Below are 23,389 nucleotides of genomic sequence, written 5' to 3' on the forward strand. Positions count from 1 at the left end.
GGATCTGGTTGCAAGTTCTTTATTGGAATACTTAAGTTATGTCGCTCACACAATTTTCAGACGAATTTATCACCTCGAGCTTCAATTCTGAGCATTATGAACTGCTCCATAAGATTGGTGAAGGTGGCTTTGGTAAAGTGTTTAAAGCCAAACACAAAAACACCAACCAGTTAGTCGCTATCAAGTTTTTAGCTTTAGAGCCCCATTGTGAAGAACAAAAAAAACAACGTTATATTGAGCGATTCAAACGCGAAACTGAACTAAGTAGCCAATTGCAACACCCTCATATTGTGCGTTTGTTAGATAGAGGCCAAGTGAACGAGGACATTTTATATGGGGTGTTTGAATATGTTGAAGGCGTATCGCTGCGTGAACATTTAACCACCGAGCACGCACTAGACTCTGTGACCGCCACTGATGTGATGCTTCAAGTGCTCGATGCACTTATTCATGCTCATCAAAAAGGGATTATTCATCGCGACATAAAGCCTGCCAACATCATGTTGACCAACTCAGGTGCCAAAATTCACGCTAAGATTTTAGACTTCGGCATTGGTACGCTGGTAACTGAGAGTCGCCAACCAGACTTTAATACCTTAACACTTACGCAAGAAACACTCGGCACGCCTTCTTATAGCGCACCTGAGCAACTGCGTGGAGAACCTGCGTCTGCAAAATCTGACTTGTACGTGTGGGGTCTAGTATTTTTAGAATGCTTAACAGGGTTACCCGCCGTCACAGGTAACAGTATTGCATCAATTTATCATAAGCAATTAAGCGATGTACATATTCCTATTCCCAGCGCATTGCTAGGCCACCCATTGGCTGAATTACTGCGCCGTGTATTACATAAAAATGCCACTGAGCGCGTGATAACAGGCAACGAAATATATTCAGATTTATCCTCTATTAACGTCTCAAACCTAGTTGGCGTACTTGCAGATGCTAATGCGCAACATGGCTTTGACGACACCACCGTACTGATTCGTGATGATGACCCAAACCACAGAGCGCTGCAAGAATACACTGCATTGACTGAGCGAAAACAACTAACAGTGCTTGCGGTACGGTTAAGTGTAAAAGCACTGAATAACAGCGATAAAGACTACGATGTAATAGATACTGTTTACAAATCTCAGCGCAATAACCTGATTGATATAGCCACACGCTATGGCGCTTACCATGTGGGAAACTTATCAGATACCTGCTTGTTTTATTACGGCTACCCAGTGACCAGTGATAACGACACTCGATTATGCGCTCGTACCGCACTTGAAATGGTCAGTGAACTCAGTAAACGTAATGCTTTAATGCATGAAGCACATAATGTGGCTATCAACGTGCACCTTGGCATGCATACTGGGGTATTTATCACTTACGCCAACGCGGTGCCTGAAGGCTATAATGCCAACATTGCAGTCGCACTGTCCCGAGAAGCCGGCGAAAAGCAAATTCTCTGTACCGCAGAATCGAGGGCTATTCTCGACTCATACTCTGAATTTACCAGCTACGGACAAGCCCAAATGGGGCCAATTTTTGACCCTATTGATGTGTATAATTTAGTGGGTGAACGCCGAGTAGAAGCCTTTGGATTTATGCGTGGTACACGTAATAATCATGAGCTAATTGGCCGCCACCAAGAGCTTGAACAAACACTCTCGTTAATAAAAGCCGATAACAATAACACCCGCATTGCCCATATTCATGGTGAAGCAGGCATTGGTAAATCGCGACTATTGCAAGAAATACGTGCTAATTCTGCGCAATTTCAACACCTTGTTGCACAATGCCTACCTGAGCATCAAAACAATGCACTCTACCCAATATTGACTCTACTTCGTTACCTATTTAACACCACAAACCTTGATACAAAAAACGCATGTGCGTTATTTAGCAAGCACCTTAAGGAGCAAGACAGCACCCTTAACATTGATCAAACTTTACCAATTTTACTGGTATGGTTAAATATTGAGTTAGGAGAAGAGTTACAACCCTCAGCACTGGCACCTGATGCTCAAAAAGAGCTACTTTACAATGGTTTAAGTGCATTGTTATTAGCCAACCAACACTCGCTTAACGAGCTCAAGCTCTATATTGTTGAAGACATTCATTGGGCTGACAGCGCCACGCTTGAGTTTTTGCATCACTTTGCGCAAAAGCTTACCTCAGGGCACGTATTACTTAGCACCTCAAGACAAGATATTCCAAGCCAGCTACAAGATTTAACTTTAATGGACGTGAATCTTAAAAAGCTCACAGAACAAGCCACCGAAGACTTTATTGCTAAACTATTCGACGGCCATAGTGTTGCCCGCAATGTGTTAGATGTATTGGTCAGTAGAACCGACGGCATTCCACTGTTTATTGAAGAATTAGTCGGTATGCTAAAACAAAAAGGACTGGTTGCTGATAGCAATGGCACCATTGATTTTGTAAGCCCTGATAAATTAGACCAAGTACCAACAAGCTTACGAGAGTCATTACAACAAAAACTCGACAGCTTACTCTACGCCAAAGAAACCGCACAACTGGCCGCCACCATTGGCCGAGAGTTTGAATACGACCTACTCGTTGCCGCCTCGCCCCTAAGCGAAAACCAAGTTCAAAACGACTTAAATGAACTCATAGAAAACGACTTAATCATCCACCAGCGAAGAGTAGATAACGATAGTTATATTTTTAAACATGCGCTGGTCAGAGATGCGGCTTATGAGAGTAGTAATACACAATCTAGAGTTAATTTTCATCAGAAAGTTGCTCACTCGATGACTAATATGTCTAATGAAATGATGATTGAGCCTTTAATCATATCCGCTCACTTTCACAAAGCAAATCAGTTCGATGAAGCCGTAGAATACCGTTTAAAAGCTATTGATAAACAAGTAAAAAGCTCAGCTCATATGTCTGCCATTGAAATTAGTGATGAAGCATTGTGCTGGGATGAATTTCAAGGTACTACTAATAAAAATAGCTTACTTAAAGAATTAGATATTTATAAGTCTATGCTTCCTTCTATTATGACCCTATTCGGCTATGGCGCAGAGCGAGTTCTTGAGTGGGGAGAACACGTAGGAAGAATCACAACAAATGAATTATTCTCATCTAATGAAAAGCAGCAACTATTTGATATGTACAAAAAAAGCAAGTGGACACTATTTATGTCGGCACACTATGCTTCTCATCGAGTTAAAGCCAGAAAACTTGGTGAAGATTTACTAACAGATGTAACAAAATACGGTACTCGGCAAGATAAGGTCGTTGTCTTAGTACACCTAGCGCAAGCATACAACATTGATGGTGATTTATTAAAAGCAAAGCAGTTATATGAGCAAGCACTTTCTCTTTATGAAGATGATCAAGATGATGTTCTGGCTTTAGAGTATGGTATGAATATCAAAGTACAAATTCTAGCGCTAGCATCATATAACTATTTACATTTAGGTGAGTTATCAAAAGCTAAAGAATTTGCTTATGCAGCTGAAAAAATAGGTGAGCAGTTGGATTCAATAGGTGAAATTGTTTTTGCAAACATCTTCATTGCCTTGTATCACATATTTTTGAAACAACATGAATATGTAGTAAGTAACTGGGAGAGATTTAATGATAAATACTCCAAACAAGCAACTGGAAATGTCTTCCACCTTCATTATTTAGAGTGTTATAGCTATTCATCAGCTAGAGAAACCATACTATCTCAACTCGCTCTAAACAAACAAATAGAAACAGGACAAACTTTTGCTACTGGCTACTATGTAACTCATTTAGCAGAAGCTTATATAGAAGAAGGTAAATTAGAAGAGGCAATCAACCTGATTCAGACATCATTAGAACGGTGTATAAAACAAGGTGAGCACTCAGTACTTCCGTTTGTAAAAAAAACTTATGCACAGTGCCTGTATCTAAAATATAGCCAAGCTACTGATGGAATCATTAAGTTATTAAGCGAATCGATTTCTGATGCTCAATCTCAAGATGCTAAATTCTTTGAGTTAGAAAGTCGTTACCTACTTTATAAATTAGCCAATACGACAGAGAACCTAACAGAGTTAAAAAAATTGTACACATGGTTTTCTAACCATAAAGAAACTTTAAATAGTCCACTTTTTAATGAATTAAAAGTGCTTTTTACAAAGGAGAATTAAAAAATGTCTGAGCAAAAAACACATAAATTAGGTACTAGATATGGGTTCAATAGCACTGCTGATTGCGACACCCCTACACCTGTTGATAATGTTTTAGCTATTAGTGCCTGGCACTCTGCACTTGGAAGAATGATCGCATATACTTGGAAAAACTGGGATAACGACAAGGAGTTAAGCTACATAGTTAAGTTCCCTGAGTATTACTTGGCGAAATTCGGCTTTTTTCCACAGATCCCTGCTTATCAAACGAAAGTCCGCTTTGTAATTAAGAAAGGTGACTCAGTCACTTTCTCTCATGGTAGCGCAGATGAGGGCGGCACTATTAGCGCTATATCGCAAAGCCAAGAAGCTGAAAAAATTGTTGAATCCCTTAAACCCTGCCCTCAATATATTGTCAACAACACTGAATTCCCAACTACTTGTGATATTGAGTCTGTAACAAGTGTCGTTGAAGGTGTTGACCAACCAACTGACGCAGAAATTCGTAAGCACCTTTCCGAACAGCTTGGACTAAACAATATAGAGTCTGAAAATGAACTATCATCACTTCATAACGGGTGGCAGTTTGAAAACATGAGTGAGCTAACAGGTTGCTTTATTGTAACTATCCCACCAAAGCCAAGCTTGCCCGAATCATTAAACCAAGATCAAAAATCAATGATCGAATCACAAGCAATAAGTGACTTCATGGATATTTGTCGTAGCCAACCTTTCACTTCTTGTTAATGATTTAAATTACAGCGTACCTAGTGCGCTGTATCCCTCTATATTTCTAGGCAGTTTTATGAGAATTTTCGATTGTGATCGGCATGTTATGGAGCCGCTCTTTATATGGGAAAAGTACTTAGACAATCAAGTGTATCAACAATACCCTGTTCACTTTAAACATCATTTTGAAGCTCAGGTGGATTTACCTCCAACCTACTACATTGGTGAGATTCCTATTTTAAAACACTGGAATCGTGATATCCAACTAGAAACAGCTTTACGTCCACAAAATTCTACTGCTCGTAAACTGGCCATGAGTGGATTAGGTCAATTACAAAGTATGGACCAAGACTGTGTAGAGAAAGCGCTTATCTTTCCTACCTTTACTGGCTATATCGTTAACCACAAACAAGTGCCAGAGCAAGTATCACTTGCCTATGCTCAAGCATACAATCGTTGGATATTAGACTATTGTATGGTAGACAAAAATCGCCTCATACCTGCTGCAATGGTTAGCCGTCACAATACCAGCACACTCGCCAAGCAAGTAGAGTTAATTGCTAAACAAGGCTTTAAAGTCATTACTATTCGTCCAGAGCCAATAAACGGATATCACTTAGGAGAATCGGTCTATTTTGAGTTTTGGGCAGCTTGTCAAAAATTCAATATTAATATCGCTTTTCATGGTGGCACACACTTGCATGGAGACACAATTGGAGCTGATAGGTTTGACACACGATTTAGCTTACATGCTTGCTCACATGTGCTGGAAGCACAAGTGGTATTTTTGAGCCTATTGGAAGGGAATGTTTTTGAGCTATATCCGCAACTGAAGTTTATTTTCTTAGAAGCTGGCGCTGCATGGTTACCCTATTGGCTGTGGAGATTAGACAATATCTGTTACCCAGAATTTCCGGCTCTTGTAAAAGATAAATTACCAAAGAAGCCTTCTGCTTATTTTAAAAATAGCTGCTACGTTAGCTTTGAAGTTGGTGAACCTTGTCTGGATGAAGTCGTTAATTGGATTGGTAATGACAAGTTATTATTTGGTTCGGACTTTCCACACCCTGATCACCAAGGCTTTAATACTAATGCCCTAACACAAGAGCAAAGTTTATCAAGCCAAGACGTCGAACGTACACTCTTGCAAAACCCACTTGAATGTTTTGGGTGGCCACATGAATAACCACTATCAAGATAAAGGGTTCCATCTCTTCGATGATAAAAGTATTGCACACAAATTGATTGATGCTGCATTCAAATCAATTCCTGACCTCTTTTGCAATAAGAGCGATACAGGATTAAATCACTGGGGTATTGTCAATGGACATGAAAATGGTGCACTGATCCGTGTTGCTCAGCCTCACCTTTGTAGCAGTGCATTTAATAATTTGCTTATCCATAGCCATATCGGTCAAATAATTGCACATATTCTTAAGTGCAATAAAGTACGCGTTTGGGGGAGCCAATTATATTATAAGCCTCATGGTGTAGGCAGTAGACTTAATGTTGGTTGGCATAGAGATTCACAACATATGCCTTTTTTTAAAAGCGGAGTTGCGACATTATGGATCCCTCTAGTTGATGTAGCACCTGATACAGGCTCACTATGCTATGTATCACAATCTCATCATTTACATCAATTTGAAACGCCTGTTGGTGCACAAGCACTTGAGTTAGAAAAAGAAGCCATGCGCATTTCAAACACTTCCCAAGGCCAGTGGAGTGAACATGCACTGACTCTCAACAAAGGAGCTTTTGCTATGCATCACTGGGACCTAATCCATGGTAGTAAGAGTAACCACAGTCTAACACCAAGAGCTGCATTATCTGTTGGCGTGTGCACAGAACACTTACAAGTAAAAGAAACGGAAAATGACTATGGTTATAAACAAATTTTAAACAACGACTTTTACTGTCCTGTATTATTTGAGAAATAATTAATTATGAATGCACGCTATCTACTTTGGCACCCCAAATTTACTTTCGCAAGCCACACTAACACAAAAATTTTTTTATCTAGCAGTACGGTTAATTATATTTTAGACAGCGCCCAGTTACCGTTTATTCAATTTATCGATGGAACAAAAACGGCCTCCCAAATTGAGAAACTTCTGATAAATACTTATGATAAGTCATCTTTTCACTACTACTTAGACTACATGCTTTCAACTGGGCTAATCCACGAGGCGGTATCACCTATAAGCTCTGAACTAATCCCTAGTGTTAAAGTTATAAAACAAGAGCAATGCCCACATTTTGCAGAAATCTTTAACACACTTGATATACACAATATCATCATCACTAAAGATATTTCACAAATCAATAGTGAATTTACCAAAGCATTATCACCTTTCATTATTATTGAAGACTTCTACGACAACTTCGTAATTAGCCCAGTACTTTTTGAATCAACACAGCACCTTTTGGAAGCATACTTAGACGCTAGACTGCAAAACCTCCCACTAATAAACTTTATAAGTCACACTCAAGCGCGCATTTCAAAAACATATAGCCCCTACAATGATGGAGCATTGGAGGTATCGAAACATCTACTAAATAACTTGATTCGCCATCAAGAATGCACAGTTATCACTAGTACCCGCGAAATTGAAAGTTATTATATTCCGCAACCTGAGGAACAACCGATTTGTTCACATGAAATATATTTAAAGGATTGCCTGATTAACTATGATGACGATGGCGGCTCTCGCACAGTATCAGCTAAGCAGACGGTGAGTAAAATTTTACCCTATGTCAATCGCTATACAGGGCTAATTAATCAACTTTCTATCTTAGTTGACAATGCTCAACCGATAAAAATCTATAAAACTGCTTTTTATAAACAAAATCACCAAAACGTTTCCAACGCGACTATCGATAATTTCAATCAAACATGTTTAGGGAAAGGTGTAGAGATAACTCAATCTAAAGCAAGTGCACTTTGTGAAGCACTTGAACGGAAAAATGCACAGTACAGAGATACTGATGTGGGTATTTTAACCACGCCCCAATACCTCAATGCAAGACATTATTTATTTCAAAGCCTCACCCCATATAGTAATACGCAGTATGGATTTTTCAAAGACATTACAAATTCAGAGTCAAAACGAAAACAAGCCGCACATGAATATAATAACACTGCAATTCATTGGCAACCATGCTGGTCATTAACACATAATGAAAGCGTTTATATACCCAATGTATTATGCTTTGCTAATATGCCCTTGCATGAAGAACAATTCGGGTGCTGGAATTCAAATGGCTGCGCAACAGGAAACAATTTAGAAGAAGCTATCTTACAGGCGTTATTTGAACTGATAGAGCGAGATGCAACCGCTATTTGGTGGTATAACAAAATAAAAAGGCCAAACTTTGACTTAACCCAGTTAGACACTACTTACTTTACACCACTTCATGCCACCCTTGACACCACTCATCATTATTGGGTGTTGGATATCACTAATGATATAGGTATACCTGTGATGGCTGCTATTGGCAAAGATAAAAAGACTCAGGGCTGGACATTTGGCTTCGGCTGCCACTTAAAACCAGAGTTAGCGGCTCAAAGAGCACTCACCGAATTATGTCAGTTAATACCTATTCGCGATCAAAACTCAGCCCCATTCAACTTTGACGCAATAATAGATGATTACTTCTTAACCGCACATAATACTACAGTGCAGCATTATGCAATTGATTCTGCAAATAATCTTAAGCTAGACATTATAAATATTGTGAAACGTCTTCATGATTTAAACCTTGAAAGCGTAGCATTTGATTATAAACGCACTGAATCACCACTGCACACAGCTAAAGTGTTTGTCCCCGGCCTTTGCCATATTTGGCCTCAACTCGGTAATCCGCGTCTTTACAACACCCCCGTCAAGTTAGGCTGGCTGACAGAGCCTTTAACAGAAGAAACTATCAACCAACAAGGTTTATATATCTGATATTTAATGTAGAATTGCCGTCATTAATGCCAATGCGTTTAATTAAGTGAGCTATTTTGTGGCAATGCAACCTTGTCGATAGCCAAGCAGAAATTTTACTATGTAAAATAACTACATACCGAAATTTCTCCTTGTTACTAAGCCATTTATCTATCGCAATGTCTGGTCATTTACTTAGTGCAATTGGTATAAAACATAACTATTTTACATCGGCCTCAACGAAGGCCGACTTAAAGGGAGGTTCTTATGAACAAATTAATAACGGCTGCTTTGGCCAGCGCGGCGTTTATTTCAGCACCTAGTTTTGCTGATATTGGTATTACCGCATATGCTGGGCAAACTTATAGTCAAAAGCTGACCACTAGTAAAGGTCAAAAACATGAACTAGCTGACGATGCGCACTTTGCAGTCAGTATCGACAGGCATATCGATGGTGCTAAGTATGGTATTTTTTATAGTAACTTTGAAAGTGAGTTAGAAAATAGCTCACAACACCAAGTAGACTCTGAGCTTTTACTATTTCAAAGTGCCGTGTATCGTCCAATCACAAATAACTTACACACTTACTTTGGTGCACAATTGGGTGTTAATCGCATCACAACTAACTTTGTTGATGATGATAATTTCTTTGCAACAGGGCTGTTTGCAGGGCTTGATTACAAGTTGGGTGCAGGCTTTAGTGTTGGCACAGAAATTAGATGGATTGCTACGATTGTAAAAAACACATCAGTTATCTACTGCGATGACGACCCAGAAACAACCGACACGTGTAGCTGGCACTTTGATAGCGACTCACTGAGTCAATTTCAGGCAAGTGCCAATATTACCTATCGCTTTTAACAGAGCTTTAAAAAGCCTAGGGGTTGTTGACCCTTGAGGTATAAATTTATTTAAAATCAAAGGCTTGTATAACAAAGAATGAGCAATGCAGCATAGTGGTTTATGTTAGTTGCGAATGACAAAGTAGTGGAAGCCTTTGCTTGAACCCTTTGGGTAGCGCCATTCGGGCATTTTTTTTCTACGTTATCATCTGGCTAACATAGAATACCTATGGATGCAGGTTCCGCCTTGTAAAAATACCCGAGTGACTGCAGCAACAACACACAGCAAAGATCTACACGCCCCTAACAATTGGCTTCAAATTATGTTATTAGAATAGGTTCAAAGATCGAAGTTTTTACTTATCTCACCACTTTAATTTGGGCAAAACAACCAGAGAACAACATGCAACATCAGGTAATCATTAGAGAAGCACACACGGGAGATCACCCTTTTATCTTTTCACTATCTCCTCACTTGGCCGAAGTTGCGCAACTGCCGTGGCACACTGATCAAGCCATTAAAAAAATGCAAGACGAATACATTGCACAGATGCTCACACCCACAGATAAGCCAACCCTCACTTTAATCGCTGAGGTAGACAGCACAACATTGGGCTTCATACATGTACGTACTCACACAGATGGTATTTCAGGTGAATTGTGTGCCACCGTGCCCCTACTGGCAGTATCCCCAAAATCACAAGGCCTAGGGCTTGGCAAACAACTTATGACATCAGCAGAGCAATGGGCTAAAAAGTTAGGTTGTCGTTTGTTGCATTTAGAAGTGTTCGCAAATAACACCGCTGCACGCGGCTTTTATCAACAACAAGGCTTTGAGCCAGAAATGATTCAGATGGTCAAAGTAATATAAAATAGTGATAAAATAAAGCCACCTCAACACCAGAAATTTTTATTTAAAATCAAAAAAATACAGGTTTTTTTGAGAAACAAAAACAAACTATTAACAATAAAAACACCTTTTGCTATCATTCCTACTGTATTGAAGTATAGTAATTCACGCAGTACTCAATTTAACAAACTGAATAAGGATATAGCACATGAAAAAGTTTTTATTAGGATTAGCTGCGTTCAGCACATTTTCAACCATTGCAAGTCAATTACCTTCATTAGAAAGCGTTGTTCAAGAGTCTGGATTCCTCGCGTATCAACAAACTCTAAAAAAAGAAGTACTCAACACACATGAAAATTATCAACTATACATCGACTCTCTAAAGAGTAAGGGTGAAATTGTGCCTATGGCACCTGCACCTGAACTGACTTACTTAGAGATCCGTGGTGTTTTATCAGCACAATCTCCATCATGGGACTATGTTGCTGTTGGTGATTTTTCAACCAATGAAGACCATGGTGGCGAGTTTTATGCCGTCACAGTCGAATATGGTTATGCTACGCCATCTTCAAGAAGGTTCCAGCTTAATGGCTCAAACCTATCATTAGCGCAATCTGAGCCTATCAAAGATTCAGGTAATACGGTTATCGGTTGGATTAATTACTGGCATAATACACAAACCAACTTCACAAGTGGCACATCTACCTATCAAGCAGTATCAATCAACTTCCCATACAATAGAGAAGATGATCGACTTTATATTCGATAATAGAGCATGAAATACAAGCGCTTACTTAAGCGCTTGTATTTAAACCAAATTGATATGCCTCTAATTTACTAATCAATGCCTTATAATTGCTGACAACATCTGAAGTTGCTTGTCCTTGCCCTTGTACTGTTGCAAGGTTTTCTTTCATATTTGCTATAACGTCAAAGCGCTCACTGTTTGCTTGTTTTAAAGTGGTGCCACCTAGTTGCCCGTCATGCTCAATAAGCCCATAACGTCCTGTCATAAAAGCCATTTCCCCCATGGATAATACGCCTTTATCGTATAGCGTTTTCGCCGCATTAGACTGCTCAGCCAATGTCATATTTGTAAAGTCAAATTCTCTTTCTGGATAGCGGTGCTGTACGCTGGCAATTTCTTGCCTCGGTGGTTGTTCTACATGCTTTGTTGCACTCGCGTTACTTAGTTTAACACTTTGATTATATTGAGAAGTCTGAAAGTTGCTATTAATTCCGAAAGTGGCCATGATTATTCCTTATACTAATTGCTTTGTCATACCCCCTAAATAAAGCAAATTATATTCCAATATGAGTACCTATTTACATATTAGCGTGCCAAGTATTCTAGATATTAAACTATACAGGTCAGCATCACTTAACGAGTGTATTGATCTTTACTTCAAGTAAACCCCTGATATACAAATATAAGGTAATGTGTCATTCGCTAACAATTAGCATTGAGTTATGTTATTAGGGAGAGCTAAGTACGACAGCTAACAAGCTCTCTTACACACAAATTAAATGCAGACTTACCACTTAGAGGTTACATTTGGAATGTATCCGCAAATAACACCGCTACACGCGGCTTTTATCAACAACAAGGCTTTGAGCCAGAAATGATTCAAATGGTCAAAGTAATGTAATTAACTGTAGTAGCTCATATCTGATTTTGCGGTGTTGACGAGATATGAGCGAACAACGGTCGCTCAATAGCTTTACAAGTTTTGTCTATAGCTCTTCAAAGCAGACGTTCAACTAACTCGTTTATGCCCCAAAACGTGTTTGAAACGATAGTCAATGTCGTTTTACCTATCCTTAGTTTGACCGATAATATCTAATCCATATAGACTGAAAAAAATCTGTTAGGTTAGTTGCTGAAATGAATAAATACACGCATCATCATATTGAACGGTTCTATGACAAATTCATTAATAGATCTTTTGATCAAGATGATACTGCTATGTTTATCGTATTAGCTAGAGATTACACACCTAAAGGAAGTATCTTTCGTGAACTTGGTGATTTTTTAGCACATCCGGATGAAAAAGACCGAGGTCTAGTGATTAGTTCATTCCAAGATATCATTGATTATTTTGATGAAAATACTCTAAAAACTTTTGATGGAGCAGAATTGCCGAAACAACGAAATAGCGGGATTAGCGCTCTTGATGAAGTAAAGGATAGTTTATGCGCTATCTTTGCGCTAATTGGGATTGACCATGAGATAGAGTCTAGAAACGAACTACGCTTCCGTGACTTTGTTTTCTGTTTGATATTTTTACTGGGAAACTTTCGTTTGAAGATGAATGATCAACTAGTACAAATTCAGGTCGAGTACGGGAACGGTCTCTCTCTTTCCATTTCATATGAAAGTGCAAATTATGGCAGACACTACTTATCGTTTAACTTAATGCTATTATGTGGTGTATGGCCTAAGTGCATACCTACCGATTATAAGAAAGACCTTAGTGGTTATATTGTTAGGAGATTTTCCAATGGATATTTGGGCGCAATTCCATACGAGCTAGATGGGCTGACTTTAAATACGGACATGCAATCATTTGAGAGAGATGTAGTTTGGCCTTTAAATGATTACAGATTTTAGAACAATAACATTGAGAGCTTAGTTGATTTATATTTTTCTAATACATAACTCCTCTGAGCGGCATTTTATTTAAAGTATGCCTTCACGAGCATCGCTAACGTATTCCTGTCCAGAAATGAGTTGGTTTAACATCTGTTATCGCGGTGACGAAAAATTAATATTGGATTAGCTGAGCGGCTCAAAGTGGCACATATGCGATTGTCATATTTGATCAAATCTGACAGATTCAGTTAAAACTCATTCAAGTAACGCAAAAAAGCCCAGATCACTCTGGGCTTTAGGACGAGAAATGATTCTCTAGGGATTACTTGTTAAATTCTTGTTCAGACAGCTCACCGTCTTTATTCGCATCCAATTCATTAAATTGTTTCATTAAACTTTCAGATGCGGAGGCTTCACTTTTACTGATCACACCATCTTTATTGGTATCAAAATCTGCAAACGATGCCGCCATTGCAGTTGTGCTTGCCATTGTAACCATCGCGATAATAAGGGTATTAAGTGTTTTCATGTTTTCTCTCCTATTTTTTAAAGTGAGCAAATTCTACAGGGCTAAGTTCGTTGTCTTTGTTGCTATCAAGCTTGCGGTACTGTTTAGCTAGCTCAGTTGATACTTGTGCTTCAGTTGGGCTTATCACACCATCATTATTACTATCTAATGATTGAAATGTGACCTCTTCAGCAAGCGCTACCGTGCTTATCAATGACGCGATTGTTAACGTAAAAACGTGGCTTAATTTCATGTTGTACTCCAAATATTAATTTTTAGCTGTGGCTGGTAGCCTGATAAAAAAAGGCGTTATTCACTTTTAAAGCTTGCGAACTCTTGTGCGCTCAGCTCGCCATTACCATCGGTGTCTAACTCTTTAAACTTTGCCATCAACGCGGGTAGTACTTTTGACTCAGCTAAGCTGATTGACCCGTTATTATCAGTATCAAGTGTTGAAAATGTGTCGCCAGCCTGTGCTGCTGCGCTTACTGATACGGCTAAAAATGCAATTGTAATTAAACTGTTTTTCATCATTTGATTCCTTATGTTCTGCTCACAGTCAAACTAGTGCCTACTCACTAGTGACTTTTACGGCATAAAACGATTTGCCCGTCGTAGAGCGATTGTTTGTGTCGCCCTAACTATTCCAACTTTAATGCCAGAAATTAAAAAACAATATAAAACATAAGGTTATGAAATATCAGCCTGCGCAATTCAGTGACGATTAAGACAGTTTGTTGCTTAATAGCAACAGCAGACTATTAGAAAACAAATAACATACTTTAAATCAATGAGTTAAGGTGTTGCTTTTTAGCAACTTGCGGTTTAAATAAGGAGTGATTAGTGGGTACAAATCGGTTAAAGTGGCCAAGTACTTTAAACTTAGTAGGCATTAAAAACTCACCAGCGAAGTTTTTTTCTCAGTCCTTAAGCCAGCAAGCAAAGCGTGCAATGTTATTAGCGCTTGTTCCCATAGTAATACTAACCTTGTGGTATGCACAGCAAGTCGCACAGCACCAACAAGAAACAAACCATATTTACCATAAAAATCAGTCGCTTGTTTTATCTTTTAACACACTAAAAGGTGATATATCAGCGCTTGAAAAAGCCCACTTAAACAATCAACTGTTAAACAATGCACAACTGCAAAAAAGTATTGAAGAAAAATGGCAAGTCACCAACAAACGTATTGAATTTTTAAAAAAATCACATGTGTCCGAGCAAATAGTTGCTAAATGGCAACAGTTGCAAAACCTGGCCCCAAAAACACATGTTTTAAATGTAGATTACGCTAAACTTCAGCAGCAATTATTAAAGCTAGAGCAGCCTTTACACAAAGCAATAGAAGATAGTTTAAGCCAACAGGCTATCGCGTTTTCAACGCTTAACCAGTATTTTTTAGCGGGATTGTTTTTATTCATCCCCTTACTGATTGTGATCTCTTTAATTGTGATCCGCAAAGTGACCAATCAGCTCAATGCACTTGAGCGGGTGATATTGCAACTCGGTGAAGGTAATTTTGCCAAGCCCATCACTTTGCACGGCAGCGAAGAATTTGTGGCATTAGGCAAAGAGCTTGACTGGCTAAGAGAGGAGTTGCACCTAAGCCATAAACAAAAAGACACTTTTTTGCGTCACGTAAGTCACGAGCTAAAAACGCCTCTGGCCTCATTAACTGAAGGAAATAGTTTGCTGCAAAGTGATAGCTTTGGCACTGTAACCAAAGCTCAACAACGTATCATTAATATTATGGATGGCGCATTGTCTCGTTTGGCCACATTAATTGATGACTTACTAAATTACAGCGCAGCAAATCATCCTCTGTCACAACAACTGTATTCTTTTGATCAGATTAAACTCGAATTAATCAAACATTTTGAGCAGCAAATCAATGACTCTCGCCTGCGCATACATTGGAACCATGAAGACTCAGCGCCTTTACTACCTTACTTACCAATTAAATTGATCTTAACGCAGCTCTTAGGTAATGCATTGCAATATGCACATTCACATATCGAAATACATTCTCAAATAGAACAAGAGCAAGTTCAATTAAGCGTTATAGACGATGGTCCAGGTATTGATTTATCTGAGCAACACAAACTCATGCAACCGTTTTATCGTGGCAAACACAGCGAACAACATAACGGCAGTGGCTTGGGCTTGGCGATTGTTGCGGAATGCGTTAAACAACTACACGGTACTGTAAAGTGGCAACATGCCCAGACAGGCAGCCATATATGTATTCAATTTCCAATTCAAAGAGAGCTTTCAAATGCGTAACCTACTATTGATCTTGATGACATACTCGTTAGTTGCATGCCAATCAATCAGTTCATCAGATAAACAGCTTCCTTTTGTTGGTCCAACCAATGCTAAGTACGCACAATTTGCACCACTTGATGCATTGCTTCACGCCCATCAAAGTGCATGTGATGGCAATTTTTACAGCCCCTTGGCAGGTTATCGTTCTGCTAAAAAACTCAATCTCTTTTTCAGCGCTTTTTGCTCAGAAGAATCAACCACAACACAGTTGCGACTTATTGCCCAATTGCATCAACAAGATGATTGGCCGCAAGCCTACCTAAGCTACTTTGCAATGTTGCATCAGCAAACGTCTGTATTAAGGCAACATAAACTCAATAATATTGAATTAAAAAAGCAATTAATTGAGCACCAAAGTGCCCTACATAATACGCAACTTGCATTGAAAAATTTAAAGCAAAAACTCGCCCAAATCGAGCAACAACGCTTAGCATCCCCCTCAGACATTGAAAATAGCCAGTTAGGAATACAACCATGAGCCGTAATACCTTATTACTTGTAGACGATGATACATCACTTATCGAGTTACTCGCGATGCGCTTAGAAGCCAACAATTATGATGTACTAACAGCGCATAGAGGTACACAAGCGCTACAGTTACTGCAACACAATGCGATTGATTTAGTGATCACTGATTTACGAATGGCTCACATGGATGGCTTTGAATTATTTGAGAACATCAAAAAAAACCACGTTGGGCTACCTGTCATTATGATGACCGCGCATGGCTCAATCCCTGATGCAGTCGATGCCATGCAACAAGGGTTTGTGAGCTTTTTAAGTAAGCCGATACAAAGCAAAGCATTACTTGAAGCCATAGACAATACCCTCAAAAATAGTAAAAAACGCGACAGCACAGTTAACAAGCAACACTTTCACGGACTCATTTATCAAAGCAATGCTATGCACCAAGTGGTACAGCACATTCAAGCACTTGCCCCAAGCCAAGCTAATATTTTAATTCAAGGGGCCAGCGGTACCGGTAAAGAAGTAACAGCCAATGCAATTCATAAAGCAAGTAACTACAGTAGCGGACCTTTTGTTGCCATAAATTGCGGCGCAGTGCCTGCTCACTTACTTGAGTCAGAACTATTTGGTCACAAAAAAGGCGCATTTACCGGTGCAATGCAAGATAAGGTTGGTTTGGTACAAAGTGCCTATGGTGGCACTTTGTTTTTAGATGAAATTGGCGACATGCCTATGGACTTGCAAGTTAAACTACTTCGTGTGCTGCAAGAGCGAAGCGTACGCCCAGTTGGCGGACATTGTGAGCAGCAAATCGATATTCGTTTTGTTTCAGCAAGCCATAAAAATTTACAACAAGCCGTTGCTGATAAAGAATTTAGAGAAGACCTTTATTATCGACTCAATGTGGTATCTATTCATCTACCCAGCCTACATGAGCGCCCTGAAGATATTCCTCTTTTAGCCAATCGATTTGTGTCGCGCATCAGTGAAGGCCAAAAAATAATTAGTCCGCAAGCCATGACCTGCTTATTAAACTACCAGTGGCCTGGCAATGTTCGGCAATTGCAAAATATCATAGAGCATGCTGTTGCGTTTAGTTCATCCAAGCTGATAACCGCAGATACAATACAGGGAGCCATTCCAGATCTCGGCCAAGTGAGCTTTCAAGGGCTCAACGATGCAAAAAAACAGTTTGAATACGATTATATTAAAAAAGTACTGTCATTATGCCAAGGCAATGTGGCCGAAGCCGCCAAACTTGCACAGCGTAATCGCTCTGATTTTTATAAGCTGATTAAAAAACATCAAATAAGTTGCTAGAAAATATAGCGAAACGGTGCGTTACTCGTTATTGTATCTATACTGTAATAAACGTTAAAAAGCCCTTTTGACGTTTATTAACGTTTAGTTATCGTGCAAAGTAGCTAAATATATCTGAGCGTAAAAGCACACTCAGTCAAACAGTGCGTAACACAATGACAACCCCTTTGCAGGTGATAACTAATCAACAACAACACTAGCACACCTGCAAACAGACCAATTACAGGAGCACCTTATGAGAATGCGCCAAAAACTAATCGTCAGTTTTTTGCTCACTGTTATCGTGCCTATTTTAGCTATTTCTGCAGTAAGCATATCAAAAACCAAACAAGAGTCTCTCAATAGCTTTTTAGACTTTTCTAGCAGTGAAATGCGGCAAATTGAAAATACCTTTGTGTTGTTTTTCGATCAAATGAAGAACAACGCACGCTTTTTGGCCCAGCACAAAGCCGTTAGCACAGTGCCAGATAACATCACGCAATACTTTGATGCTGAGAAGCCCATGACCCCACTGCAAAATTCTCCGCAAGAGGGGGAAATTTTTGAGTTTTACACGGCATTTGGGCAAACTCACCCCGAACTATTATTTGTTTATATGGGCTCTGAAACAGGCGGATTTATTCAATACCCAGCAGAGCCTCTAGGCAATTATGACCCGCGTAAACGTCCATGGTACAAAAACGCCAAAATCAACCCCAAAGAGGTAATTATCACAGAGCCTTATCAAGGCGTCACCGGGCAAGCAATGGTTTCGGTTGCCACGGGTATTTTTAATGGCGGAAAATTCTCTGGCGTCCAATCTTTAGATGTTACTTTATCAACATTAACCGACATAGTAAGCAACATAAAGTTAGGCGAAACTGGCTACCTCATTTTGTTAGACGGTCAAGGCACCATTTTAGCCGACCCTAAGCGACCAGAAAACAATTTTAAAAATATTAGCGACTTAGACATTCCACTTTATAGCCAGATAGCATCGTCGGCTGACCAACCCTACATTAGCGTGGAGATGGATGATAAAACGGTCGACGCTAAGATATACGACTCTAAAAAGCTAAATTGGCGCTTTGTGGCCGTGATTGATGAAGATGAAATTTTATCGTCAGCTTACAGCATGTCATGGAGCATCATGCTCATCGCGTTAGTTATGCTGGTTATATTTGGTATCATCGCGGTCACGCTCGCGAATAAAATTGTCTACCCGATTGAACGTGTTTCAGAAGGGCTCAGAGACATAGCGCAAGGCGAAGGTAACTTGTCTAAGCGCTTACAAGTTATTGGTAACGATGAAATTAGTGAACTTGCAACGTGGTTTAATCAATTTTTAAGCTCGATTAACTCTTTGGTTAAAGACATCCAACAAAATGCACATACACTCAATAACGCAGCTCAACACTTTGAAAATCAAATTAACGATATACAAAGCCAGTGTCGAAGCCAACAAGGCACGGCTAATCAAGCGGCAAACAACACTGAATCGGTACATCATATGGCGCAGAATGTCAGTCACAACTGCCAAGGCTCATTAGATGAAATTGCACAAACCGACCAATTTGCTCACTCTGGCAATACCTTAATTAGCAACACCGTTAATCAAGTGGCGCAGCTAAATAACTCTTTGGACGCCTCTGCCACTGAGATTTCTCACCTTGAAAGTGAAAGTAATAACATTACTAATATTTTAGGTGTGATCCGGGGTATTGCTGAGCAAACAAACTTACTGGCATTAAACGCCGCTATTGAGGCAGCTAGAGCAGGCGAGCAAGGCCGAGGTTTTGCGGTAGTTGCAGATGAAGTAAGAACACTGGCGCAACGCTCTCATGATGCCACACAAGAAATTGAACAAGTACTTACCAAACTCATTGAGCAAACTCGTTCAGTCTCAGCCAAAATGACTGAAAGTGTAAGTGCTTCCAATGAAGCAATTGCACAATCAGAAGAAGCCCATCAAGCATTTGAAAACATTGCCAGTAGTGTGACCAAAGTGAAAGATTTAATTTCGACTATCGCGCAGGATGCCCAACAGCAAGGTTCATCTGCAAGCCAAACGCATGACCAAATAGCTGGGCTGACACAATCTGTTACTCAAGTCAGTCAAGCCTCAGATAGCTTGTCTGATGGTGCCAAATCTCTAGTAGACTTAGCAAAAAGTCTCGATCAACTCGTTGGTCGTTTTCATATCGATTAATATTTTGAAAGTGACTAAACGCCCTCTCATTTAGTCACTTTATGTTAATTATTAAAGGAATAACATGTGTTTATAGCTGTAAATTTTAAGGATGAAACCATTGCAAAAAGTTATACCTGAACAAACAAAGCAACAGCGCAGCTGGCTATTACTTTGTGCATTACTGCAAGCTTTAGGGTTGCTACTGCTACATCAAGCATTTAGCTTTGACTGGCCAGTTACGCACTCTCCCTCATTGGTGCTTGCAAGCTACGCGGCCCTTTTAACAGGCCCAACATTATTGATTTATGGCGTTACGGCCTCAACTAAACGACACTTTTACGTTATTGCTCTGTGCTTAAGTATGCTTACAGCTATATTGGGCGCTTATACAGGCATGCAAATTCTCTACCCACACTATCCAGATTTAGCAGTTCATGGTTTTAGCTTTGCCGTTGTGATGTTTATTTTAACTTTCAAAGCGATAATTTTTGCCGCATCAGTTGAACATCATAATAACCATTGGAAAGTTTGCTACTCGCAACTTATCAGTCATACCTGTCGTTTAACGATTACCATACTCCTTGCCAGCTTTTTTACTTTAATTGTGTGGCTCATTGTTGTGTTATGGGCTGAATTATTTAGCGCAATTGATATTAATATTTTTAAAGATATTTTTTATGAGCCATGGTTTGTATACCCAACGCTAGGCTTAGCACATGCAATTGGTGTATTAAAAGTGCGTAGCAGCAGTAAAATAGTTAATACCGCCAGCCACCTAATTCAAACACTGTCTTTTGCTTTACTACCACTTTTGTTACTACTGAGTAGCGTATTTTTAATCGCTATTAGTTTTCAAGGACTAGATGCACTGTGGGATAATGGCGGCAGCAACTTAGTGTTTATACTCACATTGCTAATTTTGTTAACGTTAAATTTAGCGTTTCAAGATACAAAAAGCCCCCCTAACATGCCTCATTATGCCTATTTAGCACTGTTAACTGGCATCGCTATTTTACCAATTTACTTGGGCATTAGTGGCTATGGTATATGGTTAAGAGTAGAGCAATATGGTCTCAGTATCAGTCGCTTATGGGCTATTTTAGCTTGGGCATTTTTGACTTTTTATCTTGTGTGCTACAGCTTTTGTATCATCAAAGATAGACTTAATTGGTTACAGTCACTTGGCACAATCAACATTCGGTTAGGGCTATTATTTATTGCTGCTTTGTTGCTCACGCAATCTCCTATTTTAAATTTCAAACACCTCAGCGCCCAAAATCAACTCGCAAGAATACATGCTGGCATAACCAATGTAGATGACATTGACGTGTACTATTTTGCCCATGAATTAGGAGTAGCAGGTGCCGATGCGCTCACTGAAATTGATGCACATTTTGCGCAGCAATATCCGCAACTTGGGCTAAGAATAAAAGCAGCGCTAAATAACGATAGCGCAAATAACACATTGCATACCAACAATGTAGACATTGCCAATACACTAGAAGTTATTGGCCAACATTCAAAAGTAACACCGCCACCTGAACTAATAAAAACACTGCAAGAATTTGCCAATGAGAACACCACATTTATTGCCAACAGTACCAAGCTAATGCTGCTACCTATTGAACTCAATGGCGACTTACAACACGAATATGTATTGATCTCAAAACAGGACAAATATGTTGATTTGTCGCTCTTTTATTTTGAGCAAGCACAGTGGCTACGCAAATCTTTGCACTTTAATCACTCCGATGAACTCTCTCAAGAAACACTGGTCGAGATGTTGATCAACGAAGAGTATTTAGTTGAGCCTGCTAAATTTAAAAATATAAATATTAATGGGGTAAAACTGCAGGTTTTTGATTATTAAGGCTTACCTGTTGGTGAGCCCTCAACACCTCCTGACACTCTGCAAGTGCTCAGTTAATTTCTTTTAGCCGCAATAATAGTTTGGTGTATGCTCACTTCTCTTCTAATATTAAAGACTTACAGTATTAAAATTTGGCTCATTTAGTTGCCTTTATGAAATCATTTCCTTCTCTTTATTTTACAAACTTTTTTTTAGTTGGCGGTACAGGCTTACTCACTACCTACCTTGCCCTTTACCTTGGCCAACATGATATATCCACATTTTGGATTGGCTTGCTTACATCTTGCTATTACTTGGGGTTATTACTTGGCTCAAAACTCGGTTACCACCTCATTAAATCTGCCGGACATATTAGAGCATTTTCCGCCAGTACAGCCGTTGTTACCGCTTGTGTTGCAAGCCACGGTGTAAGTGACAACATTTACTTTTGGCTCGTACTGCGCTTTGTAGTTGGCTTGGGTATGATGTGTAATTATATGGTATTAGAAAGCTGGTTAAATGAACAAGCAGCACCAGAGCAGCGCGGTCGCGTATTCTCATTTTACATGCTTACCTCCTACTTAGGTATGGTAGCTGGGCAATTTGCGCTCTCTAACTTTCCTGAGCTGGGTTATGCGCCCTTATTTTTAATATGTATTGCGCTCTCATTTGGCATTGTGCCCATTTCTATCACTCGCAGAATACATCCAAAGCCATTAAAGCCAATACAGGTCAGCCTATTAGGTTTTTTTAAAACCATTCCGCAGTCCCTTACTGCAGTGTGCTTTGCTGGTGTCATTAATGGTAGTTTTTATGGTTTGGCGCCCACCTTTGCAAGCCAAGCAGGTTTAAGTGCACAAGAAATTGCCATGTATATGTCGATTACCATTTTTGCAGGGTTATTAGCGCAGTGGCCTATGGGTATTATTTCCGATAAAATTCGCCGTAGTATTTTATTACGCACAAATGCGTTAATGATCGGGCTGATTTCTTTAGCTTTATTTTTACTACCAACGCAAACACCTTTGAGCTACTGGCTTACTTTTTCGTTTGGCTTATTTGCATTTACACTATATCCGCTGTCGTCTGCACTGGCTAATTCACGCGTTGATGATGAACACCGAGTGGGCGTTTCTTCTGCTCTTTTAGTTGCCTTTGGTGCCGGAGCCTGCGTTGGTTCAACAGGTCTTGCACAAATCATGTCGTACTTTGGCCCACACGCTTTGTATGCCTCATTCACGCTATTGACCGCCTGCATGTACTGCGCACTCACTTATATTAATGCCCGCCAAAAAGCAGAGAAACCCGCTGCATCTGACTACGTTGCTGCCACATCGGATATCACCAGCTCACCTCTTGCGGCAACACTTGACCCAAGGATTGAAGAAAAAACAGCGCAAGAGCAAATGCTTGTTGTGGATGAACATATTATCAATACAGGTATTTTCTCGGATGAACCCGAGGCAACTCTAGAGGGTGAAGCAAAAGACAAGGAGTAGATAAATAACCCTGCTCACTGCAGCACTCTCATCTTGCGCAGTTTTCTTAATAGATGAAAAATGACTAACTGCGCCCCCTAAATTTATGATGCTTAGCATATCAATACTACGCTGGCGTAAATATTATTCCGTACAAATTTAATTTTTCATTGAACCATAATTACTTACAAATAAAGAGCTACT

At 39.6% G+C, this 23,389-nt stretch carries 19 protein-coding genes; 15 read left to right on the plus strand and 4 right to left on the minus strand.

Annotated elements, in window-relative coordinates:
• Positions 1–38: 38 nt before the first annotated feature.
• From OCI93_RS05385 to OCI93_RS05420, 8 genes are all read left to right on the plus strand, one after another.
• Positions 39–4,142, plus strand: coding sequence for a TOMM system kinase/cyclase fusion protein (locus OCI93_RS05385; RefSeq protein WP_261625942.1), 4,104 nt, complete (start codon positions 39–41; stop codon positions 4,140–4,142).
• 3 nt (positions 4,143–4,145) lie between these two features.
• Positions 4,146–4,868 (plus strand): hypothetical protein, encoded by a 723-nt coding sequence (locus OCI93_RS05390; RefSeq protein ID WP_261625943.1) that lies wholly within the window; start codon positions 4,146–4,148, stop codon positions 4,866–4,868.
• Positions 4,869–4,926: 58 nt separating this feature from the next.
• Positions 4,927–6,036: an amidohydrolase family protein gene (locus OCI93_RS05395; RefSeq protein ID WP_261625944.1), complete on the plus strand. Its 1,110-nt coding sequence runs from the start codon at positions 4,927–4,929 to the stop codon at positions 6,034–6,036.
• Positions 6,029–6,790: a phytanoyl-CoA dioxygenase family protein gene (locus tag OCI93_RS05400; protein ID WP_261625945.1), complete on the plus strand. Its 762-nt coding sequence runs from the start codon at positions 6,029–6,031 to the stop codon at positions 6,788–6,790. The genes OCI93_RS05395 and OCI93_RS05400 overlap by 8 nt, the downstream gene beginning before the upstream one ends.
• A gap of 6 nt (positions 6,791–6,796) precedes the next feature.
• A complete protein-coding gene (locus tag OCI93_RS05405; protein ID WP_261625946.1) occupies positions 6,797–8,803 on the plus strand; it encodes a YcaO-like family protein in 2,007 nt (668 codons plus the stop codon).
• A 246-nt stretch (positions 8,804–9,049) separates the two neighbouring features.
• Positions 9,050–9,643 carry a hypothetical protein gene (locus OCI93_RS05410; protein WP_261625947.1) on the plus strand — a complete coding sequence of 198 codons (594 nt, stop codon included), beginning with the start codon at positions 9,050–9,052 and terminating at the stop codon, positions 9,641–9,643.
• A 384-nt stretch (positions 9,644–10,027) separates the two neighbouring features.
• The gene (locus OCI93_RS05415) at positions 10,028–10,495 is read left to right on the plus strand and encodes a GNAT family N-acetyltransferase (protein ID WP_261625948.1); all 468 of its coding nucleotides are present in this window, start codon (positions 10,028–10,030) and stop codon (positions 10,493–10,495) included.
• 187 nt (positions 10,496–10,682) lie between these two features.
• Positions 10,683–11,243: a YolA family protein gene (locus OCI93_RS05420; RefSeq protein ID WP_261625949.1), complete on the plus strand. Its 561-nt coding sequence runs from the start codon at positions 10,683–10,685 to the stop codon at positions 11,241–11,243.
• Between the two features lie 25 nt (positions 11,244–11,268).
• Here the strand turns inward: OCI93_RS05420 and OCI93_RS05425 are convergent, their stop codons facing one another.
• A complete protein-coding gene (locus OCI93_RS05425) occupies positions 11,269–11,727 on the minus strand; it encodes a hypothetical protein (protein ID WP_261625950.1) in 459 nt (152 codons plus the stop codon).
• Positions 11,728–12,359: 632 nt separating this feature from the next.
• On the opposite strand from OCI93_RS05425, the gene OCI93_RS05430 reads away from it, so the two are divergent.
• A complete protein-coding gene (locus tag OCI93_RS05430) occupies positions 12,360–13,085 on the plus strand; it encodes a hypothetical protein (protein WP_261625951.1) in 726 nt (241 codons plus the stop codon).
• 304 nt (positions 13,086–13,389) lie between these two features.
• On the opposite strand, the gene OCI93_RS05435 is transcribed toward OCI93_RS05430, so the two are convergent.
• From OCI93_RS05435 to OCI93_RS05445, 3 genes are read right to left on the minus strand one after another with little or no spacing between them, the layout of a single operon-like run.
• Positions 13,390–13,596: an EF-hand domain-containing protein gene (locus OCI93_RS05435; RefSeq protein WP_261591235.1), complete on the minus strand. Its 207-nt coding sequence runs from the start codon at positions 13,594–13,596 to the stop codon at positions 13,390–13,392.
• A 10-nt stretch (positions 13,597–13,606) separates the two neighbouring features.
• The gene (locus tag OCI93_RS05440) at positions 13,607–13,828 is read right to left on the minus strand and encodes an EF-hand domain-containing protein (protein ID WP_261591234.1); all 222 of its coding nucleotides are present in this window, start codon (positions 13,826–13,828) and stop codon (positions 13,607–13,609) included.
• A 56-nt stretch (positions 13,829–13,884) separates the two neighbouring features.
• Positions 13,885–14,106 carry an EF-hand domain-containing protein gene (locus tag OCI93_RS05445; protein ID WP_261591531.1) on the minus strand — a complete coding sequence of 74 codons (222 nt, stop codon included), beginning with the start codon at positions 14,104–14,106 and terminating at the stop codon, positions 13,885–13,887.
• A gap of 312 nt (positions 14,107–14,418) precedes the next feature.
• Here OCI93_RS05445 and OCI93_RS05450 point away from each other — a divergent pair, with 312 nt between their 5' ends.
• From OCI93_RS05450 to OCI93_RS05475, 6 genes are all read left to right on the plus strand, one after another.
• Entirely contained in the window at positions 14,419–15,858 is a 1,440-nt protein-coding gene (locus OCI93_RS05450; RefSeq protein ID WP_261625952.1) for a HAMP domain-containing sensor histidine kinase, read from the plus strand.
• On the plus strand, positions 15,851–16,378 hold the full coding sequence (locus OCI93_RS05455; RefSeq protein WP_261625953.1) for a hypothetical protein: 528 nt from the start codon (positions 15,851–15,853) through the stop codon (positions 16,376–16,378). Before OCI93_RS05450 ends, OCI93_RS05455 begins: the two co-directional genes overlap by 8 nt.
• Complete coding sequence (locus OCI93_RS05460; RefSeq protein ID WP_261625954.1) at positions 16,375–17,688, plus strand: sigma-54-dependent transcriptional regulator; 1,314 nt, start codon at positions 16,375–16,377, stop codon at positions 17,686–17,688. Before OCI93_RS05455 ends, OCI93_RS05460 begins: the two co-directional genes overlap by 4 nt.
• 235 nt (positions 17,689–17,923) lie before the next feature.
• Entirely contained in the window at positions 17,924–19,876 is a 1,953-nt protein-coding gene (locus OCI93_RS05465; RefSeq protein ID WP_261591230.1) for a methyl-accepting chemotaxis protein, read from the plus strand.
• 100 nt (positions 19,877–19,976) lie between these two features.
• A complete protein-coding gene (locus OCI93_RS05470; protein ID WP_261625955.1) occupies positions 19,977–21,728 on the plus strand; it encodes a DUF4153 domain-containing protein in 1,752 nt (583 codons plus the stop codon).
• Positions 21,729–21,880: 152 nt separating this feature from the next.
• Complete coding sequence (locus tag OCI93_RS05475; RefSeq protein WP_261625956.1) at positions 21,881–23,206, plus strand: MFS transporter; 1,326 nt, start codon at positions 21,881–21,883, stop codon at positions 23,204–23,206.
• The last annotated feature ends 183 nt before the right edge of the window (positions 23,207–23,389 follow it).

This window comes from Pseudoalteromonas holothuriae, from assembly GCF_945859825.1.
Lineage (GTDB): Bacteria > Pseudomonadota > Gammaproteobacteria > Enterobacterales > Alteromonadaceae > Pseudoalteromonas > Pseudoalteromonas holothuriae.